The 19865-nt window shown below is 73.0% G+C and carries 19 protein-coding genes; 17 read left to right on the top strand and 2 right to left on the bottom strand.

The features are described from left to right. Window positions 1-27: 27 nt before the first annotated feature. From ACFYUY_RS39185 to ACFYUY_RS39140, 10 genes are all read left to right on the top strand, one after another. Complete coding sequence (locus ACFYUY_RS39185; RefSeq protein WP_360221105.1) at window positions 28-231, top strand: MbtH family protein; 204 nt, start codon at window positions 28-30, stop codon at window positions 229-231. Between the two features lie 247 nt (window positions 232-478). Then, complete coding sequence (locus ACFYUY_RS39180; protein ID WP_360221102.1) at window positions 479-727, top strand: acyl carrier protein; 249 nt, start codon at window positions 479-481, stop codon at window positions 725-727. Window positions 728-788: 61 nt separating this feature from the next. After that, the gene (locus ACFYUY_RS39175; RefSeq protein WP_387908158.1) at window positions 789-2057 is read left to right on the top strand and encodes a beta-ketoacyl-[acyl-carrier-protein] synthase family protein; all 1269 of its coding nucleotides are present in this window, start codon (window positions 789-791) and stop codon (window positions 2055-2057) included. A 1-nt stretch (window position 2058) separates the two neighbouring features. Further along, window positions 2059-3192: a beta-ketoacyl synthase N-terminal-like domain-containing protein gene (locus ACFYUY_RS39170; protein ID WP_360221096.1), complete on the top strand. Its 1134-nt coding sequence runs from the start codon at window positions 2059-2061 to the stop codon at window positions 3190-3192. After that, window positions 3189-3917, top strand: a complete 729-nt coding sequence (gene fabG, locus ACFYUY_RS39165; RefSeq protein ID WP_360221093.1) for a 3-oxoacyl-ACP reductase FabG — start codon at window positions 3189-3191, stop codon at window positions 3915-3917. The genes ACFYUY_RS39170 and fabG overlap by 4 nt, the downstream gene beginning before the upstream one ends. A gap of 26 nt (window positions 3918-3943) precedes the next feature. Continuing rightward, window positions 3944-5644, top strand: coding sequence for an NAD(P)/FAD-dependent oxidoreductase (locus ACFYUY_RS39160; RefSeq protein ID WP_360221090.1), 1701 nt, complete (start codon window positions 3944-3946; stop codon window positions 5642-5644). A 104-nt stretch (window positions 5645-5748) separates the two neighbouring features. Next, on the top strand, window positions 5749-6780 hold the full coding sequence (sbnB, locus tag ACFYUY_RS39155) for a 2,3-diaminopropionate biosynthesis protein SbnB (protein ID WP_387908154.1): 1032 nt from the start codon (window positions 5749-5751) through the stop codon (window positions 6778-6780). A 167-nt stretch (window positions 6781-6947) separates the two neighbouring features. Further along, window positions 6948-7445: a MaoC family dehydratase gene (locus ACFYUY_RS39150; RefSeq protein ID WP_387908168.1), complete on the top strand. Its 498-nt coding sequence runs from the start codon at window positions 6948-6950 to the stop codon at window positions 7443-7445. Window positions 7446-7599: 154 nt separating this feature from the next. Then, entirely contained in the window at window positions 7600-8919 is a 1320-nt protein-coding gene (locus ACFYUY_RS39145; RefSeq protein WP_360221081.1) for a histidine kinase, read from the top strand. Continuing rightward, entirely contained in the window at window positions 8883-9527 is a 645-nt protein-coding gene (locus ACFYUY_RS39140) for a response regulator transcription factor (protein ID WP_360221078.1), read from the top strand. The genes ACFYUY_RS39145 and ACFYUY_RS39140 overlap by 37 nt, the downstream gene beginning before the upstream one ends. 39 nt (window positions 9528-9566) lie before the next feature. On the opposite strand, the gene ACFYUY_RS39135 is transcribed toward ACFYUY_RS39140, so the two are convergent. Together ACFYUY_RS39135 and ACFYUY_RS39130 are read right to left on the bottom strand one after the other, a co-directional pair. Beyond that, window positions 9567-10439 (bottom strand): alpha/beta fold hydrolase, encoded by an 873-nt coding sequence (locus ACFYUY_RS39135; RefSeq protein ID WP_360221075.1) that lies wholly within the window; start codon window positions 10437-10439, stop codon window positions 9567-9569. 254 nt (window positions 10440-10693) lie between these two features. Further along, window positions 10694-11575 carry an AfsR/SARP family transcriptional regulator gene (locus ACFYUY_RS39130; RefSeq protein WP_360221072.1) on the bottom strand — a complete coding sequence of 294 codons (882 nt, stop codon included), beginning with the start codon at window positions 11573-11575 and terminating at the stop codon, window positions 10694-10696. Between the two features lie 336 nt (window positions 11576-11911). On the opposite strand from ACFYUY_RS39130, the gene ACFYUY_RS39125 reads away from it, so the two are divergent. The 7 genes from ACFYUY_RS39125 to ACFYUY_RS39095 all read left to right on the top strand — a co-directional run. Beyond that, entirely contained in the window at window positions 11912-14116 is a 2205-nt protein-coding gene (locus tag ACFYUY_RS39125) for a TOMM precursor leader peptide-binding protein (RefSeq protein ID WP_387908149.1), read from the top strand. Between the two features lie 221 nt (window positions 14117-14337). After that, window positions 14338-16386 carry a histidine kinase gene (locus ACFYUY_RS39120; protein WP_360221066.1) on the top strand — a complete coding sequence of 683 codons (2049 nt, stop codon included), beginning with the start codon at window positions 14338-14340 and terminating at the stop codon, window positions 16384-16386. A 47-nt stretch (window positions 16387-16433) separates the two neighbouring features. Next, complete coding sequence (locus ACFYUY_RS39115) at window positions 16434-17054, top strand: response regulator transcription factor (RefSeq protein WP_360221063.1); 621 nt, start codon at window positions 16434-16436, stop codon at window positions 17052-17054. Between the two features lie 108 nt (window positions 17055-17162). Next, window positions 17163-17939: an alpha/beta hydrolase gene (locus tag ACFYUY_RS39110; protein ID WP_360221060.1), complete on the top strand. Its 777-nt coding sequence runs from the start codon at window positions 17163-17165 to the stop codon at window positions 17937-17939. 152 nt (window positions 17940-18091) lie between these two features. Beyond that, window positions 18092-18694: an adenylyl-sulfate kinase gene (gene cysC / locus ACFYUY_RS39105; RefSeq protein WP_387908145.1), complete on the top strand. Its 603-nt coding sequence runs from the start codon at window positions 18092-18094 to the stop codon at window positions 18692-18694. After that, entirely contained in the window at window positions 18691-19647 is a 957-nt protein-coding gene (gene cysD, locus ACFYUY_RS39100; RefSeq protein ID WP_387908143.1) for a sulfate adenylyltransferase subunit CysD, read from the top strand. The genes cysC and cysD overlap by 4 nt, the downstream gene beginning before the upstream one ends. Then, the coding region (locus ACFYUY_RS39095) for a GTP-binding protein (protein ID WP_387908141.1) at window positions 19648-19865 on the top strand (218 nt) is incomplete at its 3' end.

The following is a 19865-nucleotide window of genomic DNA, read 5'->3' as shown; positions in this document are numbered from 1 at the left end:
GACCTTCCCGAGAGCTGGAGAACAGTCATGGCGAACCCCTTTGACCGCGAAGACGGCACCTTCCTCGTCCTCGTCAACGAGGAGGGGCAGCACTCCCTGTGGCCGTCCTTCGCCGCGGTGCCCGAGGGCTGGACGGTCGCCCTGGAGGCCACCGACCGGGCCACCGCCGTCACCCACATCGAGACCAACTGGACCGACATGCGACCGCTCAGCCTGCAGCAGCAGGGCTGACCGGCCCACCGCCACCGCGCGTCCGAACGGCCGCGCCACCGCCGCCCGCCGCACCCACCAGGGCCCTGGCCCGAGGGTGCGGCGGGCGGTCGTTTTGCCCCCCGGCACCCCCTGCGACCTGGCCTTCCACCCCCCGACAGGACCCGTCAGTGAGCGGTCAGTTGGACGTCATCGACCCGTCATCGGGGCTGACTACGTTCCTACTCGGAAGCCACTTCAGGGCCCCTGGACAGACGGAGGAACGAGCATGACCACGGTTGCGCCGGAGCGTCTCACCCGGATCCGCGAGATCGTCGCCGAGAACATCGACGTGCACACCGAGTTCGCCGACACCGCGCTGTTCGTCGACGAGCTGGGCGCCGACTCGCTCAAGCTGATCGACGTGCTGAGCGCGCTGGAGATGGAGTACTCCATCGTCATCGACATGAACGAGCTGCCGAAGATGGTCAACGTGGAGGCCACCTACCAGGTGACCGCGGCGGCCGCCGGCTGGTGATCGGGGCGGGTTCCGGCACCGGAACCCCCGCTCGCAGGCATCCCACTGCTTAAGGAGTCCCATGTCCACCGCACAGTCACCAGCGGCACCCCGGGGCGGCGTGCCGGCCGACCGCCGCAGGGTCGTCCTCACCGGCCTCGGGGCGATCTCCAGCATCGGCACGGGGGTCGAGGAGTACACCGCGGGGCTGCGGGCCGGGCGCTCCGGTGCGCGGCCGATCACCCGCTTCGACACCGAGGGCTTCGGCCAGAACGTCGCCTGCGAGGTCCCGGACTTCGAGCCGGAGCGCTGGATCCGCAACGTCCCGCTCGAGGACGTGGGCCGGGCCGGGCAGTTCGCCGTCGCCGCCGCCCGGATGGCCGTGGAGGACGCCGGGCTCACCGAGGCCGACCTCGGCGAGCGCCAGGCCGTCATCAGCGTCGGCACCACCGACGGCGAGGGCCACGACATCGGCGTGCTGGTCGAGCAGGAGCTCGCGGCCGGCGACCCGGAGGCCATGGACCCGGTGCTGTCCCGCCGGATCAACGCCGGCCGGCTGACCACCGCCATCGCCCGCGAGCTGCGGATGCCGAACGTCGAGCCGACCACCATCACCACCGCCTGCGCGGCCGGCAACTACTCGATCGGCTACGGCCTGGACGCGATCCGCTCCGGCGAGGTCGACATCGCCCTGTGCGGCGGCGCGGACGCTGTCTGCCGCAAGGCCTTCGCCCTGTTCAAGCGCTTCGGCGCGCTCACCCCGGACGTGGTCCGCCCGTTCGACAGGAACCGCCAGGGCATCCTGACCGGCGAGGGTGCGGGCATCCTCGTCCTGGAGAGCCTGGAGTCCGCCCTCGCCCGCGGCGCGCACATCTACGCCGAGGTGCTCGGCTACGGCCTCAGCTGCGACGCCGCGCACCCGACCGCGCCCAACCGGGACGGCATCGCCCGCGGCATCCGGCTCGCGCTGGACGACGCCGGCGTCGAACGGGACGAGATCGACTTCATCTCCGCGCACGGCACCGGCACCAAGGCCAACGACAAGACCGAGTCGGCGGCCATCCTCGACGTGTACGGCGACGCCCCGCCGCGCACCGTCGCGGTGAAGTCGATGCTCGGCCACTCGATGGGCGCGGCCAGCGCGCTCGGCGCGATCGCCTGCGGCCTCGCCATCGAGCACCAGTTCATCCCGCCGACCATCAACCACCTGGAGACCGACCCGGACTGCCCGCTGGACGTCGTGCCCAACCAGGCCGTCGACGCCGAGGTCCGGATCGTGGAGAACAACTCCAGTGCCTTCGCCGGCAACAACGCCATCCTGATCCTTGGCACGTACGGAGAGCGAGTCTGAGATGACGAGTTCATTGGAAAGCGCAGCCACCCCGGCGGCCCTGCCGCCGGAGACGCTCGTCATCACCGGCTGGTCGGCCGTGTCGCCGTACGGCCTGACCCGCCAGGACTTCGCGGCCGGCGTGCGCGCCGGGGCCAAGACCGCCGTCAAGGCGGACGCCGACCTCGGCCCGCTGCCCTCGCCCGACGTCTGCCTGGTGCCCGGCTTCGACATCAAGGGCCTGCTCGGCCCGAGCGGCACCGCCAAGATGGACCGCCTCACCGCCCTGACCCTGGTCGCCTCCGACGGCCTGCTCCAGGACGCCGACGGCAACCGGGTGGTGGAGACCGACGACCGCACCGGTGTGGTCCTCGGCATCTCGATGGGCAGCCTGGAGAACGTCACCAACTTCCTCAAGCAGTCCTACACCAACGCGCTGCCCTTCCACGTCGACGCCGGCCGGATCCCCTTCGGCAGCCTCAACCACGCCGCGGGCGCCACCGCCATCCGGCACGACCTCAAGGGCCCCAACACCACCGTGGCCGGCGGCCGGGTCTCCGGTCTGCTCGCGCTCAGCTACGCCCGCCGGCTGATGGGCCAGGGCCGGGCGACCAAGTACCTGGTCGGCTCCGCCGAGGAGTTCTCGGCCGCGCACGCCTGGATCGAGCACACCGCCGTCGCCCCCGGCGACTCCACGCCGCTGCTCGGCGAGGGCTGCGGCCTGTTCGTGGTCGAGCACGCCGGCACCGCCCAGCGTCCGGCGATCGCCGCCGTGCTGGCCGTCGAGACCCGCGTCGACATCGACGACGACCCGGCGGCCGCCGTCACCGCCTGCGTCCGGCGCGCCCTGGACCGCGCCGGCGTCACCGCCGACGAGGTGTGGGCCGCCGTGCCGTGTGCCGCGCCCACCGCGGCCGGCCGGGCCGAGCACGAGGCGCTGGCCGCGCTGCTGCCGGCCGAGGCGCTGAGCCGGATCCCGTCCATGGAGCTGATCGGCGACACCAGTGCCGCCGCGGCGACCTTCCAGATCCAGGCGGTGCTCGGCGTGGCCGAGGCCGACCCGGCGGCCCGGGGCCGGATCGCCCTGGTGTCCGCCGTCGACCGTGACGGCGCCGTGGGCTGCGCCGTCCTCAGACTGATCGGGGAACAGGCGTGATCGCGCTGGTCAGCGGCGGGTCCCGGGGCATCGGCAAGGCCATCGTGCTGCGCCTGGCCCAGGACGGCTACGACGTCGCCTTCTGCTACCGCTCGAACGCCGAGGCGGCCGAGCAACTCGCCAAGGAGGCCGGCGAGTTCGGCACCCGGATCACGGCCACGGCCTGTGACGTCGCGGATCCGGAGCAGGTCCGCGACTGGTTCGGCCGCACCGAGCGCGAGCTCGGCCCGGTCGACGCCGCCGTCACCTCGGCCGGCATCACCCGGGACCGCCCGGTGATCCTGATGCCCGAGGACGACTGGAACCAGGTCCTGCGGACCAACCTCGACGGCGTCTACCACGTCTGCCGCGCCGCCGCGTTCGCGATGAGCAAGCGCCGCAGCGGGTCGATCGTCAACCTGTCCTCGGTGTCGGGCATCTACGGCAACCTCGGGCAGGCCAACTACGCCGCGTCCAAGGCCGGGATCATCGGCTTCACCAAGTCCCTCGCCAAGGAGTGCGGCCCGCGCGGCGTGCGCGCCAACGTGGTCGCCCCGGGCCTGATCGCCACCGACATGGTCGGCGACATGTCCGAGGCCGCGGTGGAGCGGATGCTGAAGAACGTCGCGCTCGGCCGGGCCGGCAAGCCCGAGGAGGTGGCCGACCTGGTCTCCTTCCTGGTGTCCGACCGCGCCGCGTACATCAGCGGCTCGGTCCTCGAGATCCACGGCGGCGGCACGTTCTGATGGCAGCAACGCGAATGGGGGCGCGCATGCGGGGGGCCGAGGGACTCAGAGACCACTACGACGCGATCGTCGTCGGCAGCGGTCTCGGCGGGTTGGTCAGCGCGGGCTACCTGGCCGCGGACGGGCGCAGCGTGCTCGTCCTCGAACAGCACGACATCGCGGGCGGCAACGCGCACGTGTTCCGCCGCCGGCGCAAGTACGAGTTCGACGTGGGCACGCACTACCTGGGCGACTGCGGCCCGGGCGGGCTGTTCCCGGCGATCCTGTCCGGCCTCGGCGTCCGCGACCGGGTGAACTTCCTCCCGATGGACAACGAGCAGGGGTTCGACCGGATCATCACGCCCACCGCCACGGTGGACGTGCCGGCCGGCTGGAACGCCTACCGGGACCGGCTCCGCCAGGCACTGCCGGAGGAGGCCGACCGGATCGACCGGTTCGTCGACCTCGCCGAGGCGGTGGCCGGCGCCACCCGGGACGGCCTGCACGGCGCCTCGATGGTGGAGCTGTTCCGCCGCTCCCCGCAGACCATGCGGTGGACCCGCCGGACGCTCGCCCAGGCCCTCGACCACTGCGGTCTCTCCCCCAAGGGGCGCACCCTCGTCGCGGCGCAGGCCGGCAACTACGGCACCATGCCGGACGGCATCACCTTCTCCGAGCACGCCGCCATGCTGGACCACTACCTGCGCGGCGCCTACTACCCGGAGGGCGGCGGCCAGGTGCTGGTGGCCGCGTTCGTCGAGGCACTGGAGTCCGCCGGCGGCGAGCTGCGCACCCGCTGCGAGGTGCGCCGCATCCTGATCGAGGACGGGCGCGCCACCGGCGTCGAACTCACCGACGGGACGCGGATCTCCGCCCCGCTGGTGATCTCCAACGCGGACTACCGGCGCACCGTGCTCGACCTGTGCGGCGGCGAGGAGGCATTCCCCGCCGAGCTGGTCGCCAAGACCCGCGCGGCGACCATGCGCGGCGCCGTCGTCGCCGTGTACGTCGCGCTGGACACCGAACTGCCGGGTCTGCCGAACGCCAACATCTGGTGGCACGACAGCGACGACATGGAGGCCGCGCACGCGGCGATGCAGGAGCGCTACGCGCGCGACGGCTCGATGGAGTCCGTGCCGCAGCTCACCTTCTCCTTCGCCTCCCTCAAGGACCCGGGCGCGGCGGCGGTCTGCCCGCCCGGCCACAGCAACTTCCAGCTGATGACCGGCTGCCCGGCCGGCCACGGGTTCTGGGGCGTCGGCGGCGGACCGGTGGACGGCGAGCCGTACCGCCGCAACGCCGCCTACGTCGCCCGCAAGCAGCAGCTCACCGAGCTGATGCTGACCACCGCCGAGAAGGTCGTCGGCCCGTTCCGGGACCGGATCACGCACGTGGAGACGGCCACGCCGCTCAGCCACGAGCGCTACATCCGCGGCACCGGCGGCACCCCGTACGGCATGGCCAGCTGGGGCGGCGTGGGCCAGCGCCCCGACGTCCGCACCGACGTCGAGGGCCTGTACGTGGTGGGCCAGAGCGTCCGCTACGGCAGCGGCCTGGGCGCCGTCGCCACCTGCGGGATGGCCGCCGCCTCGCAGATCATCGGGCGCGGCCTGCTGCCCGAGGTGCTCGCCGGGTCCGTGCTGGGCGACGCCTCGCGGCTGCCCGAGCGCGGCCCGGACTGGGACCCGATGGTGGTCTCGCGCGGGCGGGCCCGGCAGCGCGCCAAGGGCCTGGCCCGGATCGGCTGAGCGCCGGCCGGGGCGCGGAGCGCCCCGGCCGGACCGCTCGGCCGCCCACCCCGTTCCGACCGTTCCGCCCCCGTTCCGACCGTTCGACCAGGAGCAGTGTTCCCATGAATCAGGTACCTCCCTTCGCCGTGGTCTCCGGCGCCCAGGTGCACGAGGCCCTCAACGGGCACGAGGACGAGGTCGTCGCCACGGTCGAGGCCGCGTACCGGCTGCACGGCGAGGGCCAGACGGTCAACCCGGACTCGTACTTCCTGCGCTTCCCCGACCGCCCGTCCTCGCGGATCATCGCCCTGCCGGCCTCGGTCAAGGGCGAGGTCGGCGTGCACGGCATCAAGTGGATCTCCAGCTTCCCGGAGAACGTGGCGGCCGGCCTGCCCCGCGCCTCGGCCGTGCTGATCCTCAACGACGCCGAGACCGGCTACCCGTTCGCCTGCCTGGAGAGCTCGATCATCAGCGCGGCCCGCACCGCGGCCTCCGCGGCCCTCGCGGCGGCCCGGCTGGCCGACGCCCGCGGCGAGCGCCCCACCAGCGTCGGCTTCTTCGGCGTCGGCCTGATCGCCCGGTACGTGCACACCTACCTGGCGGCCAACGGCTTCGACTTCACCGAGGTCGGCGTCCACGACCTGTCCGCCGAGCACGCCCGGGGCTTCTCGGAGTACCTGCGCCGGGCCGAGGGCGAGGACGTCGCGATCACCGTCCACGACAAGGCCGAGCAGCTGATCCGCTCCAGCGACCTGGTGGTCTTCGCCACCGTGGCCGGCGAGCCGCACGTGACGGACCCGCAGTGGTTCTCGCACAACCCGCTGGTGCTGCACGTCTCGCTGCGCGACCTGTCCGCGGAGATCGTCCTCGACTCGTGGAACGTCGTCGACGACATCGAGCACTGCATGAAGGCGGGCACCTCGCCGCACCTGGCCGAGCAGCAGGTCGGCCACCGCGACTTCGTCGCCGGCACGCTCTACGACGTGCTCACCGGCGGCATCACCCCGCCGTCCGACCGCCCGGTGGTGTTCTCCCCGTTCGGCCTCGGCGTGCTCGACATGGCCGTCGCCAAGCACGTCTACGACCGCGTCCTGGCGAGCGGGCAGCTGCACACCGTCCCGGACTTCTTCCACGAGCTCAAGCGCTACGGCTGAGCCGCCCCGCACGACCGTCCGACGCCCGCCCGGTGCCCCACCACCGGCGGGCGTCGGCCGTTTCCGGGGCCCGCGCGCCCGCTCGCTGACGGCCAGCTGACGGCGCGCTGACCGAACGCCCCCGCGGGCCCCGAACGCCTTGTCGGCGCCGTGGACGGCCGCCCAGAATCACCCGCATGAGATCCTTTGCCAGCCTGGCCGAATTCACCGAGGCGACCGGGGAGCACCTCGGGTACAGCGAGTGGCTCGAGGTCACCCAGGACAGCGTCGACCGGTTCGCGGGCGCCACCGGCGACCTCCAGTGGATCCACGTGGACCCGGAGCGCGCCGCCACCGGCCCGTTCGGCGGGACGATCGTCCACGGCTACATGACGCTCGGACTGCTGCCCGCGATGATGCGCGCGATCTTCGAGATCCACGACGTCAAGCTGGGCGTCAACTTCGGCCTGGACAAGGTCCGCTTCGCCCGCCCGATCCCGGTCGGCGCCCGGGTGCGCGGCGGCGCCAAGGTCACCAGCGTCCGCGAGACCCCGATGGGCCACCTGGCCGCGGTCCGGATGACCGTGGAGGTCGAGGGCCAGCCGAGCGCGGTCTGCGTGGCCGACACCCTGTCGCTGTTCGTCGCGGCCGAAACCGGCGCCGAGGCGGCCGCGGACGGCTTCTGACCGGGGGCGCAGGCGGCGCGAGGTAGGGGAACCTCCCCCTCGCGCCGCTCAAGAGGGGGGTTAGTACTACCGATTTCTCCCCCTCGTCCCGGCCAGAATGGACGCACGGCCACACGGCCGGGGCAGTGCGAACGGCACCAGAGAGGAGCGGGTCATGGACCGCACGATGCAGCTCGGGGGAAGCCCCTCGGCGGTCGAGATCAGGGGATTCTCCGTCCCCGCCGGATTCACCGGTCTGCGGCGGGCGTTGTCCCTCTGCTGGATGTCCGTCGCGGCCTTCGGCCGGTCGCTCGGCGTCACCGGCGCGATCTCCCTGGTCGGCCCCGGTCTCGGCCTGGTGCCGCGGGCCATGGAGGGCGTCCGCTCGCTGGCCGCCCGTCAGCGCGCCCTGTCCGAGGCCTGGGCCGGCGTGCGGATCCCCGGCCCGCCGGCCGGTCTGCCCGCGGCGCCCGAGGGCGCCTCGGGGGCGGTCGCCCGCTACCGCTGGATCATGAGCGACCCGCAGACCCGGCGGGAGTTCGCCTGGGTGCTCACCGACCCGATCGCCGGCGGCTTCCTCGCCTTCATGCCGATCGCGGTGCTGCTCAGCGGCTTCTGGGGGATCTTCCTGGCCTTCTTCGGCGTCCCGCTGTCGACCGAGTGGGACGGCCTCTGGTACCAGTTCATCCCGATCGACGGTCAGGCCACCGCGGTGCTGGCCGGCGTCCTCGGGGCGCTGCAGCTGCCGCTGGCGCTGTGGATGGCGCCCCGCGCGGTCCGCAAGCACGCCCTGTACACCCACTCCATGCTGGCGCCCAGCGAGCAGGAGCTGATGGCCAGCCGGATCGAGCACCTCACCACCACCCGCAGCACCGCCGTCGACACCCAGATGGCCGAGATCCGCCGGATCGAGCGCGACCTGCACGACGGCGCCCAGGCCCGGCTGGTCGCGATGGGCATGACCCTGGACGCCGCCGAGCACCTGCTGGAGACCAACCCGGAGGCCGTCCGGGCGCTGCTGATCGAGGCCCGCCAGTCCTCCTCCAAGGCCCTGGAGGAGATCCGCAACCTGGTCCGCGGCATCCACCCGCCGGTGCTCGCCGACCGCGGGCTCGCCGACGCCGTCCGCGCCCTGGCCATGGTCTGCCCCGTCCCGACCGAGGTCGTCGTCGACCTGCAGGGCCGCCCGGAGATGCCGGTCGAGTCGGCCGCCTACTTCGCGATCTCGGAGATCCTCACCAACGTCGCCAAGCACTCCGGCGCCGACCGGGCCTGGATCGACATCCGTTACGATCACGGCATGCTGCGCATCACCGTGACCGACAGCGGTCGCGGCGGAGCGGACGCCACCCGGGGCACCGGCCTGCGCGGCATCGAGCGACGGCTCAGCACCTTCGACGGGGTCCTGGCCGTGAACAGCCCCGTGAACGGCCCGACCATGGTGACGATGGAGCTTCCGTGCGTATTGTCCTCGCCGAAGACCACTTCCTCCTGAGGGACGGTCTGATCCGCCTCCTCCAGGCCTACGGGCACGAGGTGGTGGCCGCCGTGGACAACGGGGCGGACCTCCTCGCCGCCCTCACCGAGCAGCAGCCGGACGTCGCGGTCGTCGACGTCCGGCTGCCGCCGAACTTCACCGACGAGGGCCTGCGCGCCGTCCTCGCCGCCCGCCGCACCATGCCGGACCTGCCCATCCTGCTGCTCTCCCAGTACGTCGAGCCGCTCTACGCCCGCGAGCTGCTCGCCAGCGGCGGCCGCGGCGTCGGCTACATGCTCAAGGACCGCGTCACCAACGGCTCGCAGTTCCTGGACTCGATCCGCCGGGTCGCCGACGGCGGCACCGCGATGGACCCGGAGGTCATCTCCCAGCTCCTGATCCGCAAGGAGCGCGACGAGAGCGTCGGCAGCCTCTCGGAGCGCGAGCGGGAGGTGCTCGAGTGGGTCGCCCAGGGCCGCTCGAACGCCGGCATCGCCCAGGGGCTGTTCATCTCCGAGAAGGCCGTCGCCAAGCACATCAGCAACATCTTCACCAAGCTCGGGCTGCTGCCCACCGACGGGGACAACCGCCGGGTCCTGGCCGTCCTCGCCTTCCTCGACCAGTAGCCCTCCCGGAGCGGCGGCCCTCCCCCCGCCGGCGGCCGCTCAGCCCGCCCCGGCCAGCAGGCACTGGTCCAGGAACGCGAGCGCCCGCAGGTGGTAGGAGCGGGCCGCCCAGCCGAGACTGACGTTGTGCCCGGCGCCCGGCTGGCGGTCCACCCACACCGTCGTCCCGGTGAACAGGCCGGCCAGCTCGGTCACCGCCTCCTCGTCGTGCCGCCACCACTGCTCCTGCTCGGCGAAGGTGAACCGCACCGGTGTCCGCACCCGGGCGGCGAGCCCCGGCAGCAGCCCGGGCCACCGCGGCACCTCGGCGGACTCACGGTGCGGCATCGGCGAGACCAGGGCGCGGGCCAGCGTGAAGGCCTCCGTCGGGTAGTGCCGGGTGCTCCCCCAGTGCCGCCGCCACTCGCCGGAGCGGTCCGGTCCGGGCAGCAGCTCCAGGTCGACGGCGTGCCGGTGGCCCAGGCCGGAGATGTCCAGGCCGAGCAGGTCGCGGCCGGCCGGGTCGGCGGCGGCGGCCAGCGCCAGCTTCCCGCCGTAGGAGTGCGCCACGACGAAGTACCCGGCGCCCACCGGGTGCCGGCGGGCGAACTCCGCCAGCACCCGGTGCAGCGTCGCGGACTGCTCGGCGAGGCCCTGCCCGTCCGGCAGGTGCGCGGCCGAGGCCCCGTAGCCGGGGCGGTCCAGCGCCAGCACGGTGCAGCCGAGCCCGGCGCCGAGGGCGAGCAGGGACTGCCCGGCGACCGCCCGGCAGTCGAAGTAGCCGGCGCTCATGCCACCGCCGTGCAGGGCGACCACCACGGCCCGGGGCCGCCCTCCCGGCGGCTCGGCGAGCAGTCCGGAGACCGGCAGTCCGTCCGCCTCCAGGGTGACCGGCCGGACCTCGGCCGGACCGGACCTCCACGACTCGACCATCAGTGCGCTCCCGTCGACAAGGTTTCCGCCCCGGCCGCTCCATCCTGCTGCACACCGCGGGCGCCGGGGGCATGCGGCGGCGGATCGGCCGCGGGTCGGCGTCCGCCCGGAGTACCCGCGGGGGCCGGGCCGCGGCCGGACGTGCGTGAGGGCGGCGGCAGCCTGCCGTCGCCCTCGCGCAGCCCTCCGGGAGCCCCTCCTCCCGCCCCTCCCCTCCACCTCGCGCCGGGCGGCCGCACCCGGCCGGCGCGGTCTCAGACCCGGGCGAGCCGGCTCGCCGCGAACTCCTCCGGGGACCACGACACCGACCAGACGTCCAGCGCCGGGTCGCCCGACAGGATCGCCGTCTGCAGGCGCTGCAGCCGCGGACAGGGCTCCACGCCCAGTTCGTGGTTGAGCACGGACCGCAGGCGGTGGAAGGCCTCCAGCGAGCGGCCGACGCGGCCCGCCCGGTAGAGGGCGATCATCAGGTAGGCGCAGAGGTTCTCGTTCATCGGGTTCCGGGCCACCACCCGGGTCAACTCGCCCAGCAGGTCGGCGTGGCGCCCGAGGGCGAGGTCGGAGGCGATGCGCCGCTCGAGCGCACCGAGCCGGCTCTCCTCCAGCGACACCGCCTCGATCTCCAGGACGGTGCCCTTGCGGACGTCCACCAGGGCGGGCCCGCGCCACAGGTGCAGGGCCTGCCGCAGCTCCTCGGAGGCGCGGCGGTGGTCGCCCATCTCGGAGGCCGCCCGACCGGCCCGCACCCGGCGCTCGAACCCCTCGACGTCCGTCTCGCAGGCCCCTTCCTCCAGCAGGTAGCCGCTGTGACGGGTGCTCAGGATCTGCCGCACGCCCGGGCGGTCGGCGTCCGCCGCCGCCAGCGCGTTGCGCAGCTGCAGGACGTAGGTCTGCAGGGTGGTGGCGTGGCTGCGCGGGGGGCGGTCCCCCCACAGTTCCTCGATGAGCGCTGGTACGGTGACGACCCGGCCCGCGTTCAGGGCGAGCATGGCCAGCACCTGGCGCTGCTTGGGCGCGCTGATCGTCACCGGCGTCCGGTCGAGGTGCAGGGAGAGCGAGCCGAGCAGCCCGATGCTCAGCGGTCCGGGGCGGCGCCCGGATTTGGCGGGGTCATGACTTCTTGGGCCTTCGGACATTTCGTTCCTCCAGGCATCGAACCTTCGGTCTCCCCTCCAGCATGGACAGTGCGCCGGGAGTTGCCCACTGAGCTGCACATCTCTCCGGTATGAAGAATTCACACGGCGAACGTGAATCTCTGCCTGGTGTCTCGCTAGAGGATCGCTGGAGACTTCCTTCACCGCGGCGACGGACCGCGGGGCAGAACCGGGAGGGCGACCACCATGCAGATCACCGCGGGCACCGACGACCTGGTCATCGAGAACCTGGACTACGCCACCCAGAACACCGATGTCGTCACCGGATGGTGTTTCATCGTCACCGTCGACTCGGCCCAGTAGCAGAGAGCGGCCACCGTGCTCACCGACGAACGGCCGATCGGATTCCGGCGCCACCTGCGCGCCGAGATCGTCCCGGGCGAGGCGGTCTACCTCGTCTCCCCCCGCGGCACCACGGCACTGTCCGGATCCACCATCCAGAAAGTGGCCCCGCTGCTCGACGGCTCACGGACCCTCACCGAGATCCGGGCGGCGGCGCAGATCCCCGCCGCCGACCTCGACCGCATGCTCGACCGGCTCGGCGCGGCCGGCCTGGTCGGCTTCCACACCGGCCGGCAGGACGCCGCGGCCGGTGCCTACTGGGACCTCGCCGGGGTCGGCGGCCCGACGGACGCCGCGCTCACCGTCCTCGCGCTCGGCGGGGCCGACGCGGCCGCGGCCGAACGGGCCTGCCGCGCGGCCGGCCTGACCTGCGGCCCCGGGGCCCCGTTCACCCTGGTCGTCTGCGACGACTACCTCGACCCGGCCCTGGCCGAGTTCAACGCCGCCCGCCTCGCGGACGGGCGGCCGTGGCTGCCGGCCAAGCCGTACGGCGCGCAGCTCCTGGTCGGCCCGGTCTTCCGGCCGGGCGCCGGGCCCTGCTGGTCCTGCCTGGCCGTGCGACTGCGCTCGCACCGGCGCGGCGAGAGCCACGTGCGGCGCGCGCTGGGCCTGGCCGGCCCGGTCCGGCTGCCGGACGCCTCGCTCGCGGCGACCCGCGAACTCGGCCTCCAGACGGCGGCGCTGGAGGCCGTCAAATGGCTGGCCGGCGTGCGCAACGACGGCCAGAACGCGCTCTGGGCCCTGGACACGCTGGTCCTCGGCGCCACCCACCACCCCGTCGCACGGCGCCCGCAGTGCCCGGACTGCGGCGATCCCGGTCTGATCGCCGACCGGGCCCGGCAGCCGGTCCGACCGGCCTCCCGGCCGAAGGGCGTCACCGGCGGCAACGGCCACCGGGTGCTGTCCGCCGAGCAGATGTGGGAGCGTTTCGGCCACCTCGCCGATCCGGTCACCGGGATCGTCGAGCGGGTGGTCCGCGACCCGCGCAGCCCGTCCTTCCTGCACTGCTACCAGAGCGGCCCCAACCTGGCGCTGACCGAGGCCGGCCTGGCCTCGATGCGCGCCGGGCTGCGGATGCAGAGCGGCGGCAAGGGCCGCACCGACCTGGACGCCCGGGTCAGCGGGCTCTGCGAGGCGGTGGAGCGCTACAGCGCCTCGCGGGCCGGCGACGAGGCGACCGTCCTCGGCAGCTACCGCGACCTCGCGGCCGACGCCGTCCACCCGGGCGCCTGCATGCTGTTCGACGAACTGCAGTACCGGGACCGCGCGGAGTGGAACGCCCCGGGCATCCCCTTCCAGCACGTGCCCGAGCGCTTCGACGAGGACGCCGAGATCGAGTGGACGCCGGTGTGGTCGCTCACCGGGGGCAGGCACCGGCTGCTGCCGACCGCCATGCTGTACTACGGCGACGGCGCCCCGGCCTCGATCCTCGCCGACTCCAACGGGAACGCCGCCGGCGGCACCCTGGAGGACGCCACCCTGCAGGGCCTCCTCGAACTGGTCGAGCGCGACGCCGTCGCCCTCTGGTGGTACAACCGCACCCGTCACGCGGCCGTGGACCCGACCGCCTTCGGCGACCCGTGGGTCGCCGCACTGCCCGAGCGCTTCCGCGAACTGGGCCGTGAGCTCTGGGTGCTGGACCTCACCTCCGACCTGGGCGTCCCGGTGATGGCCGCGGTCTCCCGCCGGGTCGACGGGCCGGCCGAGGACATCGTGCTCGGCTTCGGCGCGCACCTGGACCCCGCCGTCGCGCTGAGCCGCGCCGTGACCGAACTGGGCCAGATGCTGCCCGCCGTGACCAACGGCTACACCCCGGGGCTGCCGGCCCACCTCCTCGAGTGGTGGCGCGAGGCGAAGGTCGATTCTCAGCCGTATCTCGCACCCGATCCCGGGCGCCCCGCGAGGACCCCGGCGGACTACGCGTACACCCCGCGCACCGATCTCCGGGAGGACCTGGAGCACCTCTGCGCGCTGGCCCGCAGCCACGGCCTGGAGGTGCTGGTGCTCGACCAGACGAGGCCGGATCTCGGAATTCCGGTCGTGAAGGTCGTCGTCCCGGGCCTGCGGCACTTCTGGGCGCGGTTCGCCCCGGGCAGGTTGTTCGACGTGCCGGTCCGCACGGGCCTGCTGGACGCCCCGACCCACTACGAGAATCTCAACCCGATTCCGCTGTTCCTGTAGATCTGGAAGATCGTCCATGGAAGTCGGGAAGATCATTCATATAGAACTGGTAGATCCCCCAGCGTGGTGATGTGCGCCGGTCTATCCGGTCGGATAAGTGAGGATTGTCGCCCATGACAAGCTGATGCTTCGTCGGTAAGATCATCGCGGTTTTTCAGGAGAACTCGGGTCAACTCCCCGTGCTCTCAAACACCGTAGGTCGAACCGGGAGGCAGACGCCGATGCTCGACGCGCCCCACGGCAAAGGCCAGGACGACGGTCACGACGACGGTCACGACCACGAGTCCGGCGTGCGGGCGCAGCGCATGGCGCTGCTGGTCACCCTGGGGGTGCTCGGCGGCCACACCCTGGTCACCGTGCTGGACGTGCTCCACCAGGGGCCCGACCCGTTACGGACGGCCGTCCTGGCCGTCGGCATGGGTGCCGTGCTCTGCCTCCAGTTCGCCCACTCCACCCGAAGACCCCGGACCTGGCCGGTCCGCACCCGGGTCCTCACCCTCACCGCGCAGGCCGCGGTCACCTACCTGCCGCTGGTCTGGCTGGGGCTCCCGTGGGGTGCGATGGCCGGACTGCTCGCGGGCTCGGTGCTGCTCGCCGTGCCCGGCCGGGCCCGCTGGCTGCTGTACGCCGCGGTCACCGCGGCCATCGTGCCCGCCGTCGTGGCGATCGCCGGGCCCGGCATCGCCCTCTACGGCACCGGCGCGACGATGCTCGCCAGCCTCATCATCTACGGCGTCAGCTCGCTGTCCGGCCTGGTCACCGAGCTCCGCAACACCCGGCGCGCGCTGGCCGGCCTGGCCGTCGTCCAGGAACGGCTGCGGGTGGCCGGGGACCTGCACGACCTGCTCGGCTACAGCCTGTCGGCGATCACCCTGAAGACCGAGCTCGGCTACCGGCTCGTCCCGGTCGCGCCCGACCGGGCCAGGTCCGAGGTCGCCGAGGTGCTCGGGATCGCCCGGGAGGCCCTCGCCGACGTGCGCCTGGTCGCGACCGGCTACCGGGACATGTCGCTGGCCGCCGAGACGGAGTCCGCGGTCTCCGTCCTCACCGCCGCGCAGATCACCACCGACACCGACCTCACCTGCGGCCCGCTGCCCCGCGAGGTGGACACCGCGCTGGCCATCGTGCTGCGCGAGGCCGTCACCAACGCCCTGCGGCACAGCAAGGCCCAGCACTGCAGCGTCACCGCCACCCGCGAGGGCGGGACGGTGTCGCTGCGGATCCGCAACGACGGCGTCGGCGAGGAGCGGCTGGACACCATGCCGGGGGGCGGCAGCGGGCTCGCCAACCTGGCGACCCGGCTGCGCGGCGTCGGCGGCGACCTCACCGGCGGGCCCACCGGCGACGGCTGGTTCGAGGTCCTCGCGCACGCCCCGGCCACGGCCCGGGACGACGACCGGCACACCGAGGCCCGGCCCGAGGACCCGGCGATGGCCGCCAGCCCCTGGGCCCCGCGGATGGCCCGCGGCATGCTGGTCGCCGTGCTGGCCGGCTACGCGCTGATCACCGTGATCAACGCGGCGGGCCAGGCCCGGTCCGGCCCCGCGATGCTCGCCTTCCTCGGCTGTTTCGCCGGTGTCGTGGCGCTCCACGCGTTCCACTCGCTGCGCCGCTCGCGGACCTGGTCGGTACGCACCCGGACGCTCACCCTGGCGCTGCTCGCCGCGGCCACCTACGCCCCGTTGCTCTGGCTCGACGCCCCCTGGGGCTCGATGGCGGGCTGCCTCGCCGGATCGCTGCTGATCACCGTGCCGGGCCGGCTGCGGGTCCCGTTGTACGCGGCCGCGATCGCGGTCATCGTGCCCGCGGCGGTCGCGGCCGGCGAACCGTTGTCCGAAACCGTCTACCTGGCCGACTCCTCACTGGTCGCGGGCCTGGTTTTCTACGGGTTCAGCGCGCTCTACTGGCTGGTCACCGAGCTGCACGAGGCCAGGGGCGCGCTAGCGCAGCTGGCCGTCGCCCGCGAGCGCCTGATCGTGGAACGCGAGCTGCACGAGGTGCTCGGGTCGAGCCTGTCCGAGGTCACGATGAAGTGCGCACTCATCCACCGGCTGCTCCCGCAGTCACCGGAGCCGGCGAGGGAGGAACTGACCACCGTGCTCGACGTGTCCCGCCAGGCCCTCGCCGACGTCCGGCTGGTCGCCCGCGGCTACCGCGGCCACCTGGGCACTCCCGATCCGTCCGACCGCCCGCAGGTGTTCCAGGAATTCGGCCTGTCGGCGTCGGACGGTTCAGCGGTCATCGTGCAGCAGGCGGATGCCACGACCTGACAATCTCATTCACACTTTGGGGAATCAGCACAATTAAAGGGGGATAGGTGGACAATCGGCGGCTCAGAATTCTCCTGGCCGAGGACATGCACATGGTGCGGGGAGCCCTGGTCACGCTGCTCGAACTGGAGCCCGACCTGGAAGTCGTCGCCGTGGTGGACCGCGGCGACCTCATCGTCCCCACCGCACTGAAGTCCCGGCCCGACGTGGCGATCATGGACGTCGACCTCCCCGGCATGGACGGCCTCACCGCGGCCGAGATCCTGCACGACCAGCTACCGGAGTGCCGCACGCTGATCATGACCGGACTGGGCCGGCCCGGCTACCTGCGCCGGGCGATGTCCGCGCGCGTCTCCGGGTTCCTGCTCAAGGACTCCCCGGCCGAAGGGCTGGCGCAGGCCGTCCGGGAGGTGGCCGCGGGCCGCCGGGTGATCAACCCCCAACTCGCGATGAGCGCCTGGGACATCGGCGAGAACCCGCTCTCCGAACGGGAGATAGAGGTGCTGCGGATGGCCTCGCTGGGCGACGAGCCCCGGGAGATAGCGGCCAAGCTGCACCTGTCGATCGGCACCGTGCGCAACTACCTGACGACCGTCGTGGTGAAGCTCAACGCCCGCAACCGGATCGACGCCGTCCGGATCGCCACGGAGGCCGGCTGGCTCTCCTGAGCGCGCTCCCCACCCGCGACCGGGCCTCGACCGGCGGTCCACCGCCGCGTCCAAGGATGCCGACAACGGCGAGGTGAGAACACCTCCGTTCGGCATGAGGAGTGCGTGATGCGCAAGGTCGTTTCCCGGGACGGCACGACGATCGCCTATGAGAAGGCCGGCGAGGGCCCGCCGATCGTGCTGCTCAACGGTTCGTTCCGCGATCACACCATCTTCGACGCCCTCGTCCCCGAGCTGGCGCCGCACTGCACCACCTATGTCTACGACCGGCGCGGGCGCGGCGAGAGCGGCGACGCCGCCGAGTACGCCGTCGAGCGGGAGATCGAGGACCTCCGGGCGGTGATCGAGGAGGCCGGCGGCTCCGCCGTGGTCTTCGCCGGGTCCTCCGGCGCGAACCTGGCGATCGAGGCCGCCCTCGCCGGCGCGCCGATCACCAAGCTGGCCCTGCACGAACCGTTCTACCGGGTCGACGGATTCCCCAAGCCGGTCTGGAACTTCGCCAAGACGCTCCGGGTCACCCTGGAGGAGGGGCGCCGCGACGAGGCCGTCGAGTACTACCTCGGTGCGTTCCTCGGTCTGACCCCCGACACCGTCGCCGAATGGCGGCAGGGCCCGATCTGGGCGATGAACGAGGCGAACGCCCACACCCTCGTCTACGACACCACGATCTGCGGCGACTGCAGCATCCCCGCCGACCGGCTGGCCGGGTACCGGACGGAGACCCTCGTCCTCAACAGCTCCGGCACCAGTGCCTGGCTCCGCGCGGCGGCCCGGGCGACCGCGGCCGCCGTGCCCAACGGCCGGGCCCTCGAACTGCCGGGTTCCTGGCACCGGATCGACATGGACGTCCTCGGCCGGACCCTGGTCGAGTTCGCCACCACCTGAGAGGTCCCGCCACCCCGGCGGACGGCGGCGCCGTCCGCCGGGGTGTCCGCGGTGGTTCCGTTTCGCCGGCGGCCCGGGAGGCCTGGTTCTTGCGGGAGTGCGCCGGCGTCCAGCCCTGACCTGCCGTCAACTCGCCCCAGGAGACCATCACCGTGACCACAGTTCACACCCCGGCCGCCGCGGCCGCAGCCGCGGAGGCGGCCCGCGCGGCCGGCCCCTGCGAGCGCGGCGCCACCGTGTGGCTGACCGGGCTGCCGAGCGCGGGCAAGACCACGCTCGCCTTCGCCCTGGCCGGGCGGCTGCGCGCCGAGGGCCACCGGGTGGAGGTCCTCGACGGCGACGAGATCCGCGAGTTCCTCTCCAAGGGCCTGGGCTTCTCCCGCGAGGACCGCCACACCAACGTGACCCGGATCGGCTTCGTCGCCCAGAAGCTCGCCGCCAACGGCGTGAAGGTGCTCGCCCCGGTGATCGCGCCCTTCGCCGACTCCCGGGCAGCCGTGCGCGAGCGCCACGCCGCCGCCGGCACGGAGTTCCTGGAGATCCACGTCGCCACCCCCGTCGAGCTCTGCGCCGAACGCGACGTCAAGGGCCTCTACGCCAAGCAGGCCGCCGGCGAACTCTCCGGCCTCACCGGCGTCGACGACCCGTACGAGGCACCGCGGAACCCGGAGCTACGGATCCAGACCCGGGGCCGCGAGGTGGCCGAGTCCGCCGCCGAACTGCACGCCTTCCTGACCGAGAGGGGCCTGGCATGACCACCGCGACGCGCGGCCCCGCCGAGACCGGCGACCCCGAGCGGACTCCGGAGGACCCCTTCGCGCTGTCCCACCTGGACGCGCTGGAGGCCGAGTCGGTGCACGTCTTCCGCGAGGTCGCGGGCGAGTTCGAACGGCCGGTGATCCTCTTCTCCGGCGGCAAGGACTCCATCGTCATGCTCCACCTGGCCCTCAAGGCCTTCCACCCCGCGGCGATCCCCTTCTCCCTGCTGCACGTCGACACCGGCCACAACTTCCCCGAGGTCATCGCCTACCGCGACCGCGTCGCCACCCGCCACCACCTGCGCCTGCACGTCGCCCACGTCCAGGACTTCATCGACGACGGCCGGCTGCGCGAACGCCCCGACGGCACCCGCAACCCCCTGCAGACCGTCCCCCTCCTCGACGCCATCGAGACCAACCGCTTCGACGCCGTCTTCGGCGGCGGCCGCCGCGACGAGGAGAAGGCCCGCGCCAAGGAACGCGTCTTCTCCCTGCGCGACGAGTTCGGCGCCTGGGACCCCCGCCGCCAGCGCCCCGAACTCTGGTCCCTCTACAACGGCCGCCACGCCGCCGGCGAACACGTCCGCGTCTTCCCGCTCTCCGACTGGACCGAACTCGACGTCTGGCAGTACATCGAACGCGAGGGCATCGAACTCCCCGCGATCTACTACGCCCACCGACGCGAGGTGTTCCGGCGGGACGGCATGTGGCTGACCGCCGGCGCATGGGGCGGCCCCAGGGACAACGAGCCCGTCCAGCGCAGGCTCATCCGCTACCGCACCGTCGGCGACATGTCCTGCACCGGCGCCGTCGACTCCGACGCCGCGGACGTCCACGCCGTGATCGCCGAGATAGCCGCCAGCCGCCTCACCGAACGCGGCGCCACCCGCGCCGACGACAAACTCTCCGAGGCCGCGATGGAAGACCGCAAGCGTGAGGGGTACTTCTAGATGCTCACCGACACCGCCACCTCGCTGCTGCGCTTCGCCACCGCCGGATCCGTCGACGACGGCAAGTCCACCCTGGTCGGCCGACTGCTCCACGACTCCAAGTCCGTCCTCGCCGACCAGCTCGAAGCCGTCGAACACGCCTCCCGCAACCGCGGCCAGGAAGCACCCGACCTCGCCCTGCTCACCGACGGCCTGCGCGCCGAACGCGAACAGGGCAT

Source organism: Kitasatospora sp. NPDC004745, assembly GCF_042873275.1.
Taxonomy (GTDB): domain Bacteria; phylum Actinomycetota; class Actinomycetes; order Streptomycetales; family Streptomycetaceae; genus Kitasatospora.
This window is presented reverse-complemented; position numbering and strand designations above follow the sequence as displayed.